This is a genomic window from Aminithiophilus ramosus (assembly GCF_018069705.1).
Taxonomy (GTDB): domain Bacteria; phylum Synergistota; class Synergistia; order Synergistales; family Aminithiophilaceae; genus Aminithiophilus; species Aminithiophilus ramosus.
In genome coordinates, this window is sequence record NZ_CP072943.1 from 2,829,950 (window position 1) to 2,846,548 (window position 16,599).

The 16,599-nt window shown below is 69.1% G+C and carries 14 protein-coding genes; 8 read left to right on the forward strand and 6 right to left on the reverse strand.

Going from position 1 to position 16,599, the window contains the following annotated elements; genetic code table 11:
* Positions 1–12: 12 nt before the first annotated feature.
* Genes KAR29_RS12730 through KAR29_RS12740 form a run of 3 tightly spaced genes read right to left on the reverse strand, consistent with a single transcriptional unit; the run spans position 13 to position 3,307 of the window.
* On the reverse strand, positions 13–1,305 hold the full coding sequence (locus KAR29_RS12730) for an amidohydrolase (RefSeq protein WP_274373366.1): 1,293 nt from the start codon (positions 1,303–1,305) through the stop codon (positions 13–15).
* Positions 1,302–2,513, reverse strand: a complete 1,212-nt coding sequence (locus KAR29_RS12735) for a M20 metallopeptidase family protein (RefSeq protein WP_274373367.1) — start codon at positions 2,511–2,513, stop codon at positions 1,302–1,304. Before KAR29_RS12735 ends, KAR29_RS12730 begins: the two co-directional genes overlap by 4 nt.
* Positions 2,514–2,557: 44 nt before the next feature.
* Positions 2,558–3,307, reverse strand: coding sequence for an IclR family transcriptional regulator (locus KAR29_RS12740; protein WP_274373368.1), 750 nt, complete (start codon positions 3,305–3,307; stop codon positions 2,558–2,560).
* A gap of 301 nt (positions 3,308–3,608) precedes the next feature.
* Between KAR29_RS12740 and KAR29_RS12745 the strand changes: the two genes are divergently transcribed.
* The 3 genes from KAR29_RS12745 to KAR29_RS12755 are packed head-to-tail and all read left to right on the forward strand — an operon-like array spanning position 3,609 to position 5,603.
* Positions 3,609–3,914, forward strand: coding sequence for an ArsR/SmtB family transcription factor (locus tag KAR29_RS12745; protein ID WP_274373369.1), 306 nt, complete (start codon positions 3,609–3,611; stop codon positions 3,912–3,914).
* Positions 3,904–4,872, forward strand: coding sequence for an ABC transporter ATP-binding protein (locus KAR29_RS12750; RefSeq protein WP_274373370.1), 969 nt, complete (start codon positions 3,904–3,906; stop codon positions 4,870–4,872). Before KAR29_RS12745 ends, KAR29_RS12750 begins: the two co-directional genes overlap by 11 nt.
* Complete coding sequence (locus KAR29_RS12755) at positions 4,869–5,603, forward strand: ABC transporter permease (protein WP_274373371.1); 735 nt, start codon at positions 4,869–4,871, stop codon at positions 5,601–5,603. The genes KAR29_RS12750 and KAR29_RS12755 overlap by 4 nt, the downstream gene beginning before the upstream one ends.
* Here KAR29_RS12755 and KAR29_RS12760 read toward each other — a convergent pair.
* Together KAR29_RS12760 and KAR29_RS12765 are read right to left on the reverse strand one after the other, a co-directional pair.
* Positions 5,600–6,184, reverse strand: coding sequence for a DUF1847 domain-containing protein (locus KAR29_RS12760; protein WP_274373372.1), 585 nt, complete (start codon positions 6,182–6,184; stop codon positions 5,600–5,602). The genes KAR29_RS12755 and KAR29_RS12760 overlap by 4 nt on opposite strands.
* Entirely contained in the window at positions 6,184–6,660 is a 477-nt protein-coding gene (locus KAR29_RS12765; protein ID WP_274373373.1) for a YhcH/YjgK/YiaL family protein, read from the reverse strand. Before KAR29_RS12765 ends, KAR29_RS12760 begins: the two co-directional genes overlap by 1 nt.
* A gap of 170 nt (positions 6,661–6,830) precedes the next feature.
* Between KAR29_RS12765 and KAR29_RS12770 the strand changes: the two genes are divergently transcribed.
* The gene (locus tag KAR29_RS12770) at positions 6,831–7,703 is read left to right on the forward strand and encodes a YitT family protein (RefSeq protein ID WP_274373374.1); all 873 of its coding nucleotides are present in this window, start codon (positions 6,831–6,833) and stop codon (positions 7,701–7,703) included.
* A gap of 3 nt (positions 7,704–7,706) precedes the next feature.
* On the opposite strand, the gene KAR29_RS12775 is transcribed toward KAR29_RS12770, so the two are convergent.
* A complete protein-coding gene (locus KAR29_RS12775) occupies positions 7,707–9,977 on the reverse strand; it encodes an ATP-binding protein (RefSeq protein WP_274373375.1) in 2,271 nt (756 codons plus the stop codon).
* A gap of 166 nt (positions 9,978–10,143) precedes the next feature.
* On the opposite strand from KAR29_RS12775, the gene KAR29_RS12780 reads away from it, so the two are divergent.
* From KAR29_RS12780 to KAR29_RS12795, 4 genes are read left to right on the forward strand one after another with little or no spacing between them, the layout of a single operon-like run.
* The gene (locus tag KAR29_RS12780; RefSeq protein ID WP_274373376.1) at positions 10,144–11,211 is read left to right on the forward strand and encodes an HD-GYP domain-containing protein; all 1,068 of its coding nucleotides are present in this window, start codon (positions 10,144–10,146) and stop codon (positions 11,209–11,211) included.
* Positions 11,208–12,230 carry an ABC transporter substrate-binding protein gene (locus KAR29_RS12785; protein ID WP_274373377.1) on the forward strand — a complete coding sequence of 341 codons (1,023 nt, stop codon included), beginning with the start codon at positions 11,208–11,210 and terminating at the stop codon, positions 12,228–12,230. Before KAR29_RS12780 ends, KAR29_RS12785 begins: the two co-directional genes overlap by 4 nt.
* The gene (locus tag KAR29_RS12790) at positions 12,227–15,763 is read left to right on the forward strand and encodes a response regulator (protein WP_274373378.1); all 3,537 of its coding nucleotides are present in this window, start codon (positions 12,227–12,229) and stop codon (positions 15,761–15,763) included. Before KAR29_RS12785 ends, KAR29_RS12790 begins: the two co-directional genes overlap by 4 nt.
* Before the next feature lie 42 nt (positions 15,764–15,805).
* The gene (locus KAR29_RS12795) at positions 15,806–16,525 is read left to right on the forward strand and encodes a glycerophosphodiester phosphodiesterase (RefSeq protein ID WP_274373379.1); all 720 of its coding nucleotides are present in this window, start codon (positions 15,806–15,808) and stop codon (positions 16,523–16,525) included.
* The last annotated feature ends 74 nt before the right edge of the window (positions 16,526–16,599 follow it).

Sequence of the window (16,599 nt, forward strand, 5' to 3'; positions counted from 1 at the left end):
TCGGTGGCCCTTCTATCGTCGAAGGTCATCCCCCCTCCCGGCGCGGTCCCGCAGGAGGGCCTCGAAGAGGTCGACGGCCCGGGGCAGGACGGATTCGTCGAAATCGAAGCGGCCGTTGTGGTGGCCCGCCGTCCTGTCGGCACCGACGATGAAGTGGCAGGCCCGGCCGCCCCTCTCGTCGACGCGCCTCATCATCCACGAGAAGTCCTCGCTGCCGCCGATCCGCCCTTCGAGGGAGACGTCGGTGAAGCCGACGGCCCGGGCCTTCTCGGCGACGAGGGCGACCAGATCGGGATGGCTCGTCCCGTCGACGGCCCCTCCGGCCAGGCGCGTCTCGACGGAGACGCCCTGGGAGCGGGCCGCCCCGTCGAGGACCTCCAGGGCCCGCTCGTAGACGTAGCGGTCGATGGCCGCCGTCTGCCCCCGCGTCTCGAAGAGGAGTTCGGCCCTGTCGGGGACGACGTTGCGCCCCGTCCCGGCCCGGAGGACGCCGACGTTGACGCGGCTGGCGCCGTCGCGGTGGGGGGCGATGGCATGGAGGCCCAGGACGGCCGTCGCCGCCGCCAGCAGGGCGTTTTTCCCCTCGTTCGGGGCCATCCCGGCGTGGGCCGCCACCCCCCGGAAGGCGACATCGACCTTGGTCGTGCAGAGGAAGTCGCTGCATCCGGCGCCGACGGCGCCGCTGGCGAACTGGCCGGCCAGGTGGAAACCGAAGAGGACGTCGACGTCATCGAGATGGCCCTTTTCCGTCATGGCCCGTCCGCCGCGGACCCCCTCCTCGGCGGGCTGGAAAAGCAGCTTGATCCGCCCCGTCAGGTCCGGGGCGAGGGCGGCGATCCGTCCGGCCAGGGCGAGACCGACGGCCATGTGCCCGTCGTGGCCGCAGGCGTGGGCCGTCGTTTCGTCGAGAGAGGCGAAGCCCTCGTCGAAGGGGCGGTGTCCGGCCTGGCGACACTCGGCCGTCTCGACGGCGTCGAGGTCGAAGCGGAAGGCCGTCACGGGACCGGGACGGCCCGTGTCGAAGAGGGCCACCAGGCCCGTCCAGTCGCCGAGACGCTCGATCAGGGCACGGTCGGCCCCCCAGGAAAGGGCCCTCTCACGGGCTCGGGCCAGGGCCTTCCCGTCGGGCCGCCCCATGGCCGAGGCCGCCTCGACGGCGTCGGCGCCGAGGCGAAGGGAAAAACCCAGCCTTTCCAGAGAGGCGGCGACGAAGGCCGTCGTCCAGAACTCCTCCCAGCCCCGCTCGGCGTGGCGGTGAAGCAGGCGGCGCAGGGCCGTGAGATCTTCTTTTCCGCGATCGGTCACAGCGATCCCTCCTCGTTCAGTCTGTCCAGAAGTTTCAGGGCCGTCCCCGCGAGAAGGGCCGTCCCCAGGGGGAAGGCCGCCTCGTCGGGGGCGAAACGGGCGTTGTGCAGGGGGGGGAAGGTCGCCCCGTCGGCCGAGGCGGGACGGCAGCCCAGCCAGAAGAAGACGGAGGGCACCTTTTCGGCGAAGAAGGAGAAATCCTCGCCGCCGAGCGTCGGCCTGGCGATCTCCTCCAGGGCCGCGGGGCCGAGAAGATCGGCGGCGACCCGGCGGAAGAGGGCGACGACGGCGCCGTCGTTGACCGTCGGCGGATAGCCCCTCTCGTAGAGGACCTCGCAGTCGCCCCCCATGGCCGTCGCCACGCCCCGGGCCACGGCGCCGATCTTCTCGGGCAGGAAGGCCCGGACGCGGGCGTCGAGGGAGCGCAGCGTCCCCTCGAGGCGGACCTCGTCGGCGATGACGTTGTAGCGGCAGCCTCCCCGGACGGTGCCCAGGGAGAAGACGGCGGCGTCGGAGGCGCTCACCGATCGGGAGACGACGCTCTGGAGGGCCGAGACGACCTGGGCGGCGATGACGATGGCGTCGACGCCCTCCTCGGGCATGGAGCCGTGGGCGCTTCTTCCCCTCACGACGAGGTCGAGGCGGTCCGAGGCGGCCATGATGGCCCCCTCGCGGACGCCCACCCGGCCCGTCTCCAGCCCGGGCCAGACGTGGAGGGCCGCCATGGCGCCGACGTCGGGGTCCTCGAGGACGCCGTCGGCGATCATGGCCGGGGCGCCTCCCGTCGGAGCGCACTCCTCGGCGGGCTGGAAGACGAACTTGATCCGCCCCCGCCCCTCCCACCCCTCGGAGAGGACGGCGGCGGCCCCGAGCAGCATGGCCGTGTGGGCGTCGTGGCCGCAGGCATGCATCCGCCCCTCGATCTCGGAGGCGAAGGGAAGGCCCGTCTCCTCGCGCATGGACAGGGCATCCATGTCGGCCCGGAGGGCCACCGTCGGCCCCGACGATCCCAGAAGGGCGACGACGCCCGTCCCGCCTATGCCGGTGCGGACGTCGAGGCCCATCGATTCCAGCGCGGCGGCGACGAGGGAGGCCGTCTCCTCCACGTTCATTCCCAGGCCGGGCCGTCGGTGAATGGCCCGGCGCCAGGCACGGATCTCCTCTTCCCTTTTTCGGGACAACAGAACAACAGTCTCGCTGACGGACATGTCGGCGACCTCCTAGGACAGACAGATGGGCGAAGCGGGAAGGATCAGCTCAGACGGGCCGTGATGTCCTCGGCGCCGCTGCGCAGGACGGGCAGGAAGGCCAGGGCCTTCTCCAGGGGAAGACGCTCCCGGGGACCGGCGATGCACAGGCAGGCCCAGACGCGCCCCATCCGGTCCGGCACGGGGACGGAGAGGCCCAGCGTGTCGGCGACGCTCTCGTTGAGACTGAGGGCGTAGCCCTGGCGGCGGATGGCGGCGTACTCCTCCAGGAGGGCATCGACGTCGAGGAAGGGGGCGGGGCAGCCCCGCCCCTCGCGGGCCAGGTCGAGGGAGCGCAGGAAGGCCTCCATCCTCTGAGGGTCGTGGTAGGCGGCCAGGAGCTTGCCGATGGCCCCGGCGTTGGGGGGCATCGTCACGCCGAGACGGCGCTTGAGGCGGATCAGGTGAGGACTTTCGACGCTGAGGGCCAGGAAGGCCCGGTCACCGTCGCGGATTCCCACGGAGACGGTCTCCTTCGTCAGCTTGCCGATGAGCTCCATGACGGGAAGGGCCGCCTCGTTGAGCCCCTTCTCGTTGGCGTAGACGACGCCCATGCGGTAGAGGGCCGGACCGAGGCGGTACAGTTTGGAATCGCCATCCTGGGCGACGAAGGCCTCGTCGACGAGCATGGAGAGGACCTTGTGGACGCCGCCCTTCGTCATGTCCACCGCCGAGGCCAGAGAGGCCAGGCTGTGGGAGAAGGGCGGCTCGCTGAGCTGGCGGAGAATCTGAAGTCCCTTGTCGAGCCGACTCAAGGCGCTCCTCCTTTTCCATTTTGGAAATATAATTTCCACTACGGAGACTATGGCCTGAGAATAAAGTCATCGGCCCCTTTTGTCAACGGATTTTCGAGGGCTCCGATGGGCCGATCCGCCGCCGGCGGACCCAGCCGGGGCCTATACAGAACCCGTTTTGGGCCGCCGCTCCGATCGCCGCCGCGCGGGACAAGACGAAGCCGCGGCGTCTTCCGTCCCGCCGTCGGGGAGAAAGGGGCCTTGCCGGAGGGAAGGCAATGCTATAGTATTATCGAAAATTCTAAAATAGGAGGGGATGGCGTTGAGAGAGATTCTTTCCTTCTGCCGCGTCCTGGCCTCGCCCGTCCGCCTGAAGATCCTGGCCCTGCTGGCCCGGCGGCCTCTCTGCGTCAACGCCCTGGCCCGGCGGCTGGATCTTTCGGCCGGAGCGGTGTCGCAGCACCTCCGTCTGCTCCGGGAGGAGGGGCTGGTGATCGACGACAAGCGGGGCCTTTTCGTCCACTACCGCCGCGACGACGAGGCTTTTCGGCAGGGGCTGGAGGCCCTGAGGCGCTTCTGGGAGAAGAGGGAGGAAGACGATGGAGGAGAGGAACGCGATGGGAACTGACGGGGCCGCCTTCGAGGTCCGGGAACTGACGAAGGATTTCGGCCCTCTCCGGGCCGTCGACGGTCTTTCCTTCGCCGTCGCTCCCGGCGAGATCTTCGGCTTTCTGGGGCCGAACGGGGCGGGGAAGACGACGACGATCCGCATGCTGACGGGGCTGGCCCGCCCCACGGCGGGACGGATCTTCTTTTTCGGCCGGGAGCGGACCGGCGACATCAAGGGAGCCCAGCATCTCATGGGCATCGTCGCCGACGACGACAATCTCTATCCCGAGATGACGGGCCGGGCCAATCTGGAGTTCTGCGGCGCCCTCTACGGCATGGAACGCGGCGAGCGCCGCGAACGGGCCGGAGAGCTTCTGGAGCGTTTCGGCCTCGCTCCGGCGGCGGAAAGGCGCTTCGGGGCCTATTCGAAGGGGATGCGGCGCCGCCTCGTCCTGGCGGCGGCCCTCATCCACCGGCCGCCGATCCTCTTTCTCGACGAGCCGACGACGGGCATCGACGTGGCCAGCGCCCGTTCCATCCGCTCCCTCCTCGACGCGATGCGCCGCGAGGGGACGACGATCTTCCTCACGACGCACTACATCGAGGAGGCCCAGCGCCTCTGCGACCGCATCGCCTTCATCGCCGAGGGGCGCCTGGCCGCCCTGGGGACGACGGAAGACCTCCTGGCCTCGGCGCGTGAGGACAACGCCGTCGATTTCGTCCTGGCCGGACCGGCCGCTCCCCTGAAGGAGGCGCTGGAAGAGGCCTTCCCCGGCGTGACCTGCCGGGCCGAGGGGGGAACGCTCTTCGTCCGCTCCGCCCGCTCCCTCGGCCTGGAGCCTTTCATGGACTTTTTCCGCTCCCGCGCCGTCGAGGTCCGCGAGGCCCGCCGCGAGGGTCCCTCGCTGGAGGAGGTCTTTCTCGGCGTCACCGGCTCGGTCCCGCGGAAGAGGAAGAAAGGAGATCGCAGGCCATGAAGAACCTCATCGCCTTCCGGGCCATCCTGGCCAAGGACATGAGGACCTACTACCTCAAGCCGCCCAACCTGAGCTGGGGCCTCATCTTCCCCCTGGCCTGGACCCTCATGTTCTTCCTCCGCTCCCAGGGCCCCGTCGATATCCGGGCCCTGCTGCCCGGCGTCATGACTCTCTCCATCCTCTTCGGCACCACGTCCATGCTGGCCGTGACGGTCACCTTCGAGCGCAAGGGGAAGAGCTTCGAGAGGCTCCTCCAGGCGCCTCTCCCCCTGGGGCTCCTCGTCCTGGCCAAGACGTCGGGGGCCATCGTCTTCGGCGTCGCCAACGCCCTCGTCCCTCTCGTCCTGGCCGCCCTCTACGCCCCTCTCGGGCGGGTCGACGTCGCCCTCCTGCTGACCGCCGCCTTCCTGCTCGCCTTCGCGTCGGCCTTCATGGGGCTTTTCGTCGCCGTCTCCGTCCAGGAGGTCTTCGAGGCCCAGACCCTTTCCAACTTCTTCCGCTTCCCCATGGTCTTCCTCTGCGGCCTCTTTCTGCCCCTGGATCGGATTCCCTTTCCCCTTCGGGGGCTGGCCTACGTCCTGCCGCCGACGTACGGCGCCGATCTCCTGCGGAGGGCCCTGGGAGAGGGGAGCCTCTTCCCGGCGGCAACGGCCCTGGCGGCCCTGGCGGGGCTCTGCCTGGCCCTGACCTTCGCCTGCCTGAGAGCCATCGGGCGGCGCTGGATCGACTAGGCCCGGCGCTCGGGGACCTCCTCGCCGAGACGTTTTCGGATGTAGGGGCAGGTGACGGCGGCGACGGGGTTGTGGCCCAGACGGCGGTCCTTGGTGACGAGAGTCGTCACGGGGGCCTTGGCGTGACGGTAGAAGAGGGTGTCGTGGCCGACGCAGAGGCCGACGACGACGAGGAGGCCGCAGCCCTCGTCGTCGAGGATCCGCGCCTGTTCGGCGGGGTTGCAGGAGACGGTCCCGACCCAGGGACGGCGCGGCATGGAGAGTTCCTCCTTGGTGAGGCCCCCCACCTTGCAGCAGACGGAGCGGACGTCGAACCCGAAGGCCTCGAAGGCCTCGCCGATGAGCCGGGCCTCGTCGGCGAGGCCGACGCAGAAGGCCATTCCCAGCCGTTTCACGCCGAGGCGGCGGGCGAATTCCCGGATCTCCTGGAGGCGGTTCAGCTCGCCGTAGTAGAGGGCCTCCACTTCGGCGGCGGCGATCATGATCTTCCGCTCCTCGTCGCTGTAGAGGGGCAGGCTGTCGGTGGGACGGCAGGGGTGCTCCCGGGAGCACCCCTTTGCGTCGCAGCTGTGGCAGCGCATCAGTCTTCCCCCCGGAAAAGGCTAAGGGCGATCTTGACGACGATTTTCCGGATCGGCGACGGCGTCGAGGCCGTCCGCAGAGGGCAGTGGAGGTCGTCGGGGAAGAAGACGGCGTAGCGCCCCGGCAGGAGGCGGATCCACGTCGGCGAGGGAGGGACGTCGTAGTAGAGGCAGTCCTCCTCGTCGAGGGCGTCGCGGCGGGGAGAGAGGCCGTCGTCGGGAGCCCAGCCGATCCACTCCTCCCCTTCGAGAAGGCACTGGACGTCGACGTAGCGCCGGTGGGACTCCCATTCCCCTCCGCCGAAGGGGCCCGTCTCGGCCTCGGCGACGACGGCGTAGAGGGCCTCGTCCTCCAGGGCGTGCCGTCCGGCAGGCAGGGCGGAGAGGTCTCCGTCGAGAAAGGCAAGGGCCCGGGCCAGGGGCTCGGGCAGGAAAAGGCCGTCGTCGCGGCGACGGCCGAGCGTTCCGCAGATCATCGAAAGACCTCCTTTTTTCGGGCGAAGCCGAGGGGCCCGCCTCCCCTAGCCTTATCACTCCCGGGCCGCTCCGTCAACAGGGCCAGGCCCCTCTTGAAAAGCCCTTCGGCCTGTCCTACATTGGAGCGACCTCGCAGGGAAAAACGTCGAGGACCATGGAGGTTTTATCGATGAACGTGAGAAAGCTTTTCGCCCTTCTGCGCCGCGAGGGGAAGACCTTCGCCCTCGTCACGGCGGGAACGGTCGTCATGTGCGCCGGGATCGTCGCCTTCACCCTGCCCTACCGCTTCCCCGACGTGGGCGTCACGGGCCTGGCCGTGCTGAGCAATTACCTCTGGGGCATCTCCCCCTCGTGGATCATCGGTGCCGCCAACGGCCTGCTCTTCCTCTGGGCCTGGCGGGGTCTTTCGCCGCGCTTCGTCGGCTGGTCGGCCTACTCGGTGGCCCTCACCACGGCGGCCCTGGAACTCCTCAAGCTCTTCCCCTACCCCCACCTGAGCGAACCCCTTCTGGCGGCCGTCCTGGGCGGCGTCGTGAAGGGCCTCGGCATCGGCCTCGTCTTCCTCGCCGGAGCCTCGACGGGAGGAACCGACATCATCGTCGTCACCCTCCGCAAGCGCTTCGGCATCGACGTGGGGCTCTATTCCTTCTACATCAACGCCGTCATCCTCTTCCTCTCGGCCTTCGTCATCGGCCTCGAAAACGCCCTCTACGGCCTTCTTTCCATGTACGCCGTCGGCGTCGTCATGGACGGCGTCCTCAAGTCCTTCGACCGGCGCAAGCAGGTCTTCGTCATCACCGCCGAGATGGAGGAGGTGCGCCGCTTCGTCACCGAAGACCTCCACAAGGGGGTCACCCTCCTTCACGGCACGGGCGGCTACACGGGGCAGGAGCGGACGGTGCTCATGTCCTTCATGACCCAGCGCCAGACGGTGGAGCTCAAACGGTTTCTGGCCTCTCTCGACCCGCGGGCCTTCATGGCCGTCGGCGACGCCTCGGAAGTGGTGGGCCAGGGCTTCAAGCCCTGGAAGAAGGACGACTGACGCTCAGGGGAGGAAGAGGCCCGGCAGCCACCTCCCGACGACCTGGGCCAGGACCTCGGGAGAGATGGGTTTGGAGATGTAGTCGTCCATCCCCGCGGCGAAGCAGACGTCCCGGTCGCCGGCCATGGCGTGGGCCGTCACGGCGACGACGGGAACGGAGCGATTCGTCGTCCCCGCCTGGCCGGAACGGATGCGCCGTACCGCCTCCAGGCCGTCCATGACGGGCATCTGGACATCCATGAGGACGAGGTCGTAGATCTTGCCGGCCATCGTCTCCAGGGCCTGGCGGCCGTCGCCGGCGACGTCGGCCTCCAGGCCCAGCCCCTTGAGGAGGTTGAGAAGGACCTTCCTGTTGATGACGTTGTCCTCGACGACCAGGACGGCCTTCCCGGCCGGGAAGGGGCTCCCCGGGGCGATCGCCCCCCTGCCCGGCGGCAGAGGCAGGGAGAAGCGGAAGGTCGAGCCCTCTCCCTCGCGGCTTTCGACGCCGATCCGGCCGCCCATGAGCTCGACGAGCTGCTTGGCGATGGCCAGGCCGAGCCCCGTCCCGCCGAAGCGGCGGGACACCGACGAGTCGACCTGGAAGAAGCGGTCGAAAAGCCCTCCCGCCTTGTCGGCGGGGATGCCGATGCCCGTGTCGCTGACGGAGAACTGGAGCCACAGCCCTTCGGGGCCCTCCCCGAGGGGGACGACGCGAAGGGTCACTTCGCCTTTGGGGGTGAACTTGAGGGCGTTGCCGACGAGGTTGGTCAGGATCTGGCGGATCCTCAGGGGATCGCCCCGCAGGGAGGGCGGCAGGACTCCCTCGACGCGCCCCGAGAGGCCGATCCCCTTGGTCCGGGCCCGGACGGCGAAGGCCGAGAGGACGTCGTCGACGAGGCGGCGGACGTCGAAATCGACCCGATCGAGGAGGAGGCGCCCCGCCTCCATCTTGGAGAAGTCGAGGATGTCGTTGACGAGGGCCAGGAGGGTCTCCCCGCTGAGCCGTATCGTCTCGACGCACTCTTTCTGGTCGGCGCTCAGCTTCGTCGCCGCCAGGAGTCCCGCCATGCCGAGGATGCCGTTGAGAGGCGTCCTGATCTCGTGGCTCATGTTGGCCAGGAACTCGCCCTTGGCCCGGCTGGCCGCCTCGGCCCTCTCGGCCGCCTCGCGCCAGGCCCTGTCGGAGCGGCGGCGGAGGTCGATGTTGACGAGCATGCCGCCGAAAAGGGAGAGAAGGTCGCGCTCCGCCGCCGAGCAGGCGTGGCGGCCGGCGACGAAGTCGAAGCCGACGAAGCCGATGGGCTCCTCCCCCTTCATCACGGGCAGGGCCAGAAGGCTCCTGATCCCCTGGGGCTCCAGCGTCTTCCTCAGCCCTCCCGGCGGAAGGGCCTGGACGTCGACGATGTAGACGGCCTCGCCGCGGCGGTGGGCGGCCACCCATTCGGGAACGAGGGCCAGAGGGACGGCCTGGAGGTTGTCGATCTGGGGCTCCACGGCGGGAGCGCACCACTCGTAGCTGTTGGAGCAGAAGCCGCCTTCGAAGTCGTAATCGAAGACGTAGGCCCTGTCGGCGCCGACGAAGGTCCCCATCTCGGCGAGGGCCCCTCCGATGGCCCCTTCGACGGAGTCGAGGGGGACGTTGACGAAGGACGAGGCGAGCGTCATCAGGAGCCGCTGGAGGCGCCCCTCCCGGAGGAGGGCCTCCTTTTCCTCGTGCCTTTCCGTCACGTCCAGGAGAAGCCTGTCGAGACAGGAGAGGCCCTCTCCGTCGAAGGGACGCCCCCGCTCCAGCACCCAGCGGATCGCCCCGCCGGGGCCGACGATGGGGTATTCGACCTCCCAGCCTTCTCCCCGGCGGAGGGCGCCGTCGATGGCCTCGGCCACGGCCTTTCTGTCGTCGCCCCCGATGAGGTCGTCGTAGCGCACCGCCCCGTCGAGGAAGGCCTCGGCGCCGTGGCCCGTCAGGTCGGCGACGGAGGCCGTCACGAAAAGGACCCTTCCGGCCCCGTCGGTCCTGAAGAGAACGGCCGGAAGGTTGGAGATCAGGGAAGAAAAAGGCTGGGGAAGAAGGATCGCCGTCGCCTCCTCTCTGGGGCGGTAACTGCGGAAGGACCGAGAAAGACCGCCGCGGCCGCGGGACGACGTCGAGGCGAGGTTTTGCGCCCCGAAGCCGCGCCTTACCGAGGCGCCTTGACGGGCCCGCCACCGGACGGAAGGCCGATCGGCAGGCGAAAAAGGACGCGCCGCCGGCCCGGCGGGGATGAGGCCGGAGGGTCGAAGAAGGGACCTCAAAGCCGCGCCGACGAGGGGGTTCGGACGGTCCCGGCCCCGACGGGCCCGCCGACTGAGGACAGTGGCGTCAACTTGAATTCTTTATCTTATTGCACCTATAATAGCAAAAAAGCGTCTGTTCCGCCGCCGGGAACCCCCTTCCGGCCCCGAGAGGGGAGGTTCTGCCATGCCGAAACGTTCCGACCGCGCCGCGGCGAGACCGAAGATCCTCCTCGCCGACGACGACCCCGTCAACTGCCGTCTTCTGGCCCGCCTCCTCGGCGAGGGAGCCGACGTGACCTTCGTCCACGACGGAGGGGCGGCTCTGGAGCGGGCCGTCGCCGACCGTCCCGACCTCATCCTCCTGGACGTGAACATGCCCGTCCTCGACGGCTACGAGACCTGCCGCCGCCTCAAGGCTCTGCCCGAGCCGGACGCCCTTCCGGTCATCTTCATCACGGGGCTGAACGACAGCGACGCCGAGACGGCGGCCTTTTCCGCCGGCGCCGTCGATTTCGTCACCAAGCCCTTCCATCCCGACGTGGTCCGGGCCCGCGTGAATACCCATCTGGAGCTGAAGTTTCTCCACGACGACCTGGAGTCGCAGGTCCGCGAGAGGACCCGCCAGCTCGAGGAGACGCAGCGCGAGATTCTCCAGCGCCTGGCCATGGCCGCCGAGTACCGCGACCCCGACACGGGGATGCACATCAACCGCATCGGCGCCTTCGTCCATCTCCTCTGTTCCTCGCTGGGGATGGAACGAGGCGTCTGCGACGAGATCGCCCTGGCCAGCACCCTTCACGACGTGGGGAAGATCGCCATCCCCGACGGCATCCTCCTCAAGCCGGGCCGCCTCACCTGCGAGGAGTTCGAGATCATGAAGCGTCACCCCTCCATCGGAGTCCAGCTCCTCGAAGGTCTCGAACCCTCCCTCTTCGAGGTGGCCCGCCAGATCGCCCTGACGCACCACGAGAAGTGGGACGGATCGGGCTATCCGGCGGGACTCTCGGGAGAGGCCATCCCCCTCGTGGGGCGGATGGTGGCACTCTGCGACGTCTACGACGCCCTCACGTCGGAGCGTCCCTACAAGGGCGCCTGGACGCCCGAGGAGGCCTTCGAGGAGATCGCCCGGGGACGGGGACGTCACTTCGACCCGGCCCTGACGGACCTCTTCCTCTCCCTGAAGGAGGAGATCCTCCGCATCCAGGCCGACCTCGACGGCCCGGACCGTCACGAGGAGAGGGGAGAGAGGTGAGGTTCCGCCTCGTCGCCGCCGCGGCGCTTCTCCTGCTTGCCTCCTTCCGCCCCGCAGGGGCGACGGAGGTTTTCGTCGTGTCGAGCTACCACGCGGGGGACCTCTGCGACCGGCCCCAGCACGAGGCCGCCGTCGAGGCCCTCCGCCAGAGCCACATCGAGGGGCTCCGCTTCCGAAGCTACCATCTCGATTCGAGGCGTCGCCCCCCCGAGGAGGTGCACGCCTCGGTGAGGCTCATCGTCGACGACCTGCGCCGCCACCGCCCCGATCTGGTCCTGACCGTCGACGATCCCGCCTTCGCCCTCCTCTACCGGGAGGTTCTCTCCCTGCCTTCGGTCCGCCTCGTCTTCACGGGCCTGAACCGTCCTGCCGAGGCCTACAGCCGGGAGACGCCCTTCCTCGACGACCGGGGCCGTCCCGACCGCAACATCACCGGCGTTTTCGAGCACCTTTTCATGAAGGAACAGCTGGAGCTGCTGGAGACGGTCCTGGGACGCCCCTTGCGGAAGGTGGCCCTGCTCCACTCGACGGACCCCGTCGGCCTGATCCTGAAGGAGCAGATCGTCGCCGAACTGGCCGACACGCCCTATGCGGACTCCCTCGTCGTCACGGCCGTCGACGATCTGGAGGGGGTCCGCTCGGCAGCCCTGGCCGTCGGAGCCGACGAGAGCGTCGACGCCTACATCGCGGCGACCCTTTCCGTCGCCTCCCCCGGCGGACGGCTCACCCTCGACGACGTGGCCCCCCTCCTGACAAAAGGGACGGGCAAGATCGATCTGGCCCTCAACAGCGCCTTCGCCGAGCTGGGCTTTTTCGGCGGCGTCAGCGTCGATTTCCACCAGATGGGCTTCCAGGCGGGGCTGATGGCGGCCAAGCTCCTCAAGGGGCAGGAGGTCGCCCGCCTTCCCGTCGAGAGGGCCCGACGCTCCCTCGTCGTCGTCAACCGCCGCCGCGTCGGCGAGCTGGGGCTCCGTCTTTCCGCTCCCTTCCTGGCCGTCGTCGACCGATTCATCCAATGACCGAGCCCTACTGGGCCATGGCCCGCCTTGTGACGGCCGGCTACAGCCTCCTTCTGGCCGCTCTTGCCGTCCTTCCCGGCCCCGAGGAGGAAGGGGGGCCTTTCCGTGCCGCCTCCGCCCTGTTCGGGCTGGGCTGGGCCTTCGCCCTGTCGGATCCGATCATGACCACCCTGGCCGAGCCCCTCTCCCTCCTTCACCCCTTCGGCCTGGCCCTGGCGCTGGGAGGCGCCTTTTCCCTCCTCGGAGCCCCTTCCGGGGCGGCAGGTCTCCTTTTCCTGATTCCGGCCGTCTCTCCCCTGCTGTTGCTTGTTCCGGGCCACGCGGCGCAGGCGGGTCTGCTTTTGGCCGTTGGGGCCCCGGCGGCCTCCATCGGCGCCTTCCTCAGGGGAACGGCCCCCTCACGGCCCCTCGCCGCCGTCACGGCGCTGCTCTTTTGCGCCGAAGGCCTCCGTCTGGCCGCGGCCGAACCCTCCCCCTTCTCCAAGGTCCTCTCCCTCGCCCTGGCCGTCTCGGCCTTCTTCTTCCTGGCCATGGAGCTGCTGCGCATGAAGGGGCTCTCCGCCCGAAGCCGCCGCATCCTCGGCGGCGGCATCGTCCTTTACGGCGCCGTGGCCGCCCTGGGAGGAGCGGCGAGCCTCCGGATGGAACGGTCCTTCCGCGAGACGCTTTCCCGCAACGGCTTCGACCGCCTCGAAGTCGCCGCCAACAAGTTCGCCTTCTTCGAGATGACCGGCCACGCCCTGGCCCGGAACGCCGCCGCCGACGACGCCGTGACCGCAAGCCTGGCGGAGGGGGGATTCGCCGCCGATCTCTCCTTACGCCTCCTCAACCGCCGCCTCGGCGGCGATCTGCTCTTCCTCCTCGACGTCGACGGCGACGTGCTGGCCACGTCGGACCCGGTTCTTTCGGGCAGGAACCTGGCCTTCCGCTCCTACTTCAGGGAGGCCCTGGGGGGACGAAGCACCCTCTTCTACGGCCGGGGCAGGATCACCGGGCGGGAGGGGGCCTATTTCGCCCGTCCCATCGTCGACGACGGAGGATCGGTCTCGGCCGTCGTCGTCGTCAAGCTCGACCTGGCGCCCAACCTGGGCGACTCGCTGCGCAGCGAGGGGATCATCATGCACCACGACGGAGCCATCCTCATGGGGCCTCCCGGCTGGGATTCGGGGCTTCTCTTCGACCTGTCCCCCGCCCGCAGGGAAGAGCTTATCGCCATGGATCTCTGGGACGGAGCGAAGCTGATCCCTCTGGGGCTGGAGCGGCTCCGCGACGGCTGGGTCCGGACGGCCTCGGGAGCCCGGGCGGGCCTCGTCTCCCTTCCCCTTCCCGGAGGGTTCTGGGAGCTGACGAAAATCGTCGACATGGAGCCCCTCTTCCGCTACAGGCGCCTTCTTTTCTCCCTCTACACGCTTCTGTCGGCCCTGGCCATCCTCCTCCTCCAGCGTCACGCCCAGAAGGATCTCCTCATCGGGCGCCTCCGGCGCGAGGTGGAGGAGCGTCTTTCGGCCGAACGATCGGAGAGGGAGGCCCGGGCCCGGGCTCAGGATCTGGCGGCCAGGGCCGAGGAGGCCAGCGTGGCCAAAAGCCGCTTCCTGGCCAACATGAGCCATGAGATCCGGACGCCCCTCAACGCCGTCCTGGGGATGACGGAGCTTCTTCTCGACACCGATCTGGACGAGCGGCAGAGGCGCTTCGCCGAGATCGTCCGCACCGGAGGCGACAGCCTGCTGGCCCTCATCGACGATGTCCTCGATTTCTCCAAGATCGAGGCCGGCCGTCTCGAAGTGGAGTCCATCCCCTTCCACCTTCCCTCCCTCGTGGAGGAGACGGCGGAGATGCTGGCCTTCAAGGCGTCCGAGAAGGGGCTGGCCTTCTCGGCCCGTCTCGACGGGGACGTCCCCGAGCGGGTCCGGGGCGATCCCAACCGCCTTCGCCAGGTCCTCGTCAATCTGCTGAACAACGCCGTCAAGTTCACGCCCTCCGGGGAGATCGGCCTTCACGCCTCTCCCGAAGGCCGATCGGGCGAGACGGTGACGATCCGCTTCGCCGTCCGCGACAGCGGCATCGGCATCTCTCCGGGCCGAGTCGCCTCCCTTTTCGACGCCTTCGAGCAGGCCGACGCCTCGACGACGCGCCTCTACGGCGGAACGGGACTGGGACTGGCCATCTGCAAACTCCTCGTCGAGCGGATGGGAGGGCGCATCGGCGTGGAGAGCAGCCCCGGCCGAGGGTCGCTTTTCTGGTTCACGCTCCCCTTCCGGATCGAAGGGGGAACGAAGGGGGAAGGGGACGGAACGGTCGCCCCCGATCTGGCGGGGAAGAGGATCCTCGTCGTCGACGGCGATCTGACCGATCTCCTCTCCCTCTCCCAACAGCTCGACCGGCGGGGCTTTGCGGCCACCCGGGCCACGGACGGCGCCACGGCCCTGGCGATGCTCCGCGAAGGCTTCGACGGGGGAGCACCCTTCGATGTCGTCGTCACGGCTCCCTCCATGACCGACAGGGAGGGGCGCGACCTGCCCCGGCTTCTCGGGGACGACCCCGATCTGGCACCCACGCCGATTGTCTTTCTCGCTCCGGCCGGGGCGACGGTCGACGCCGACGCCCTCGAAGGGGCGGGGTTCTCGGCCTGCCTTTCCAAGCCCGTCAAGAGCTCGGCCCTGCTTCAGACTCTGACCTCCCTCCTCCGCGACGAGGGGCTTCCCCCCGGCGGAGAGCGGCCCCAAAGGGACGAGGGGAGCGTCTCGATCCGTGGCGGGAGGACCCTCCTTCTCGTCGAGGACAACGACGTCAACGCCCAGGTCGCCCTGGCCATGCTGGCCCGGCTGGGGCTGACGGCCCGGCGCGTCGCCGACGGAAGCCGCGCCGTCGACGCCGCCCGGGAGGAGGCCTACGATATGATCTTCATGGACATTCAGATGCCCGTCATGGACGGCTTCGAGGCCACGGCCCGCATCCGTGAGGAGGAGAGACGCTCGGCGGGGACGAAGAGGGCCGTCATCGTGGCCATGACGGCCCACGCTCTGGCCGGCTACCGCCGCCAATGCCTCGACGCGGGCATGGACGACTACGTGACCAAGCCCATCGCCTTTAAGGAGCTGAAAGAGATCGTGATCCGTCACCTCAGTGACGCACCGCCTCCGGAGGAGAGACCGGAGAGGGCCCTTCCCCCGGCCGAGACGGAGACGCCCCTCTTCGACAGGTCCGACGCCCTGTTCCGCGTCGGCGGCGACGAGGCCTTCCTGGCCGAGATGCTCCACCTCTTCGTCGCCACCCACGGCGACGACGTGGCCGCGCTGAGAGGAGCCGACGCGGCGGCCGACGCCGTCGCCGCCGCCGATCGGGCCCACGGCGTGAAAGGCGCGTCGGGCAATCTGGGGCTGCGGCGCCTCATGGAGGAGGCGCGGCGCGTGGAGCGGGCCTTCAAGGAGGGCCGAGGCGAGGCCTCCGATCTGGAAAGCCTGGCGACCCTCCTCGAAGAGACGCTGGCCGTCGCCGAGAAAGCCGCCGAGTCGATCGAAAGCGGCCTCTGAGCGCCGTAAAGGCGACAGAGGAAGAAAGGAGACGAGGGGAAAATGCTCGTTCTGGGACACAGGGGAGCCTCGGGCTACGCCCCGGAGAACACGGCATCGGCCTTCAGGAAGGCCTTGGCCTTAGGCGGTGACGGCTTCGAGCTCGACGTCCAGAGGACCAGGGACGGCGTCGTCGTCGTCCATCACGACTGGTCCCTTCTTCGGACGACGGGAACGCCGTCCTTCATCGCCGATCGGACCTACGGCGAGATCGCCGGCCTCGACGCCGGTTCCTGGTTTTCCGAGGCCTTCAGGGGAGAACCCGTTCCCCGCCTCGACGACGTGCTGGACCTGACGCCGCCGGACCGCATCGTCAACGTGGAGATCAAAAGCCGTGCCGGCGACGCCCCCGGGCTGGAGGAATCCGTCGTCGCCCTTCTGGAGGCCCGGGGACGGCTGGAAGAGACGATCGTCTCCTCCTTCAACCACGCCAGCCTGAGACGGCTGGGAGAGATCGCCCCCTCCCTTAGGCTGGGCCTGCTCTACGACGGAGTCCTCCTCAATCCCTGGGACTATGCCCGCAGGGAAGGGCTCCGGCTCTACAGCCTCCACCCGGCGGAGGAGTACCTGTCGGCCGACCAGGTCCGTCGGGCCCACGAAGAGGGGCTCCGCGTCGCCTGCTGGACGGTCAACGACGGCGACCGGGCCCGGGAGCTGGAATCCTTCGGCGTCGACATGGTCATCACCAACTACCCCGACCGCTGCCGGCCCTCCCGCCCCTGAAAGCGGGCGCGGGCAAAGTCCTGCGCTCCCGGGAAAGGCCACGGCTCAACCCTTCGATCCGGCAGGCGAGGAGA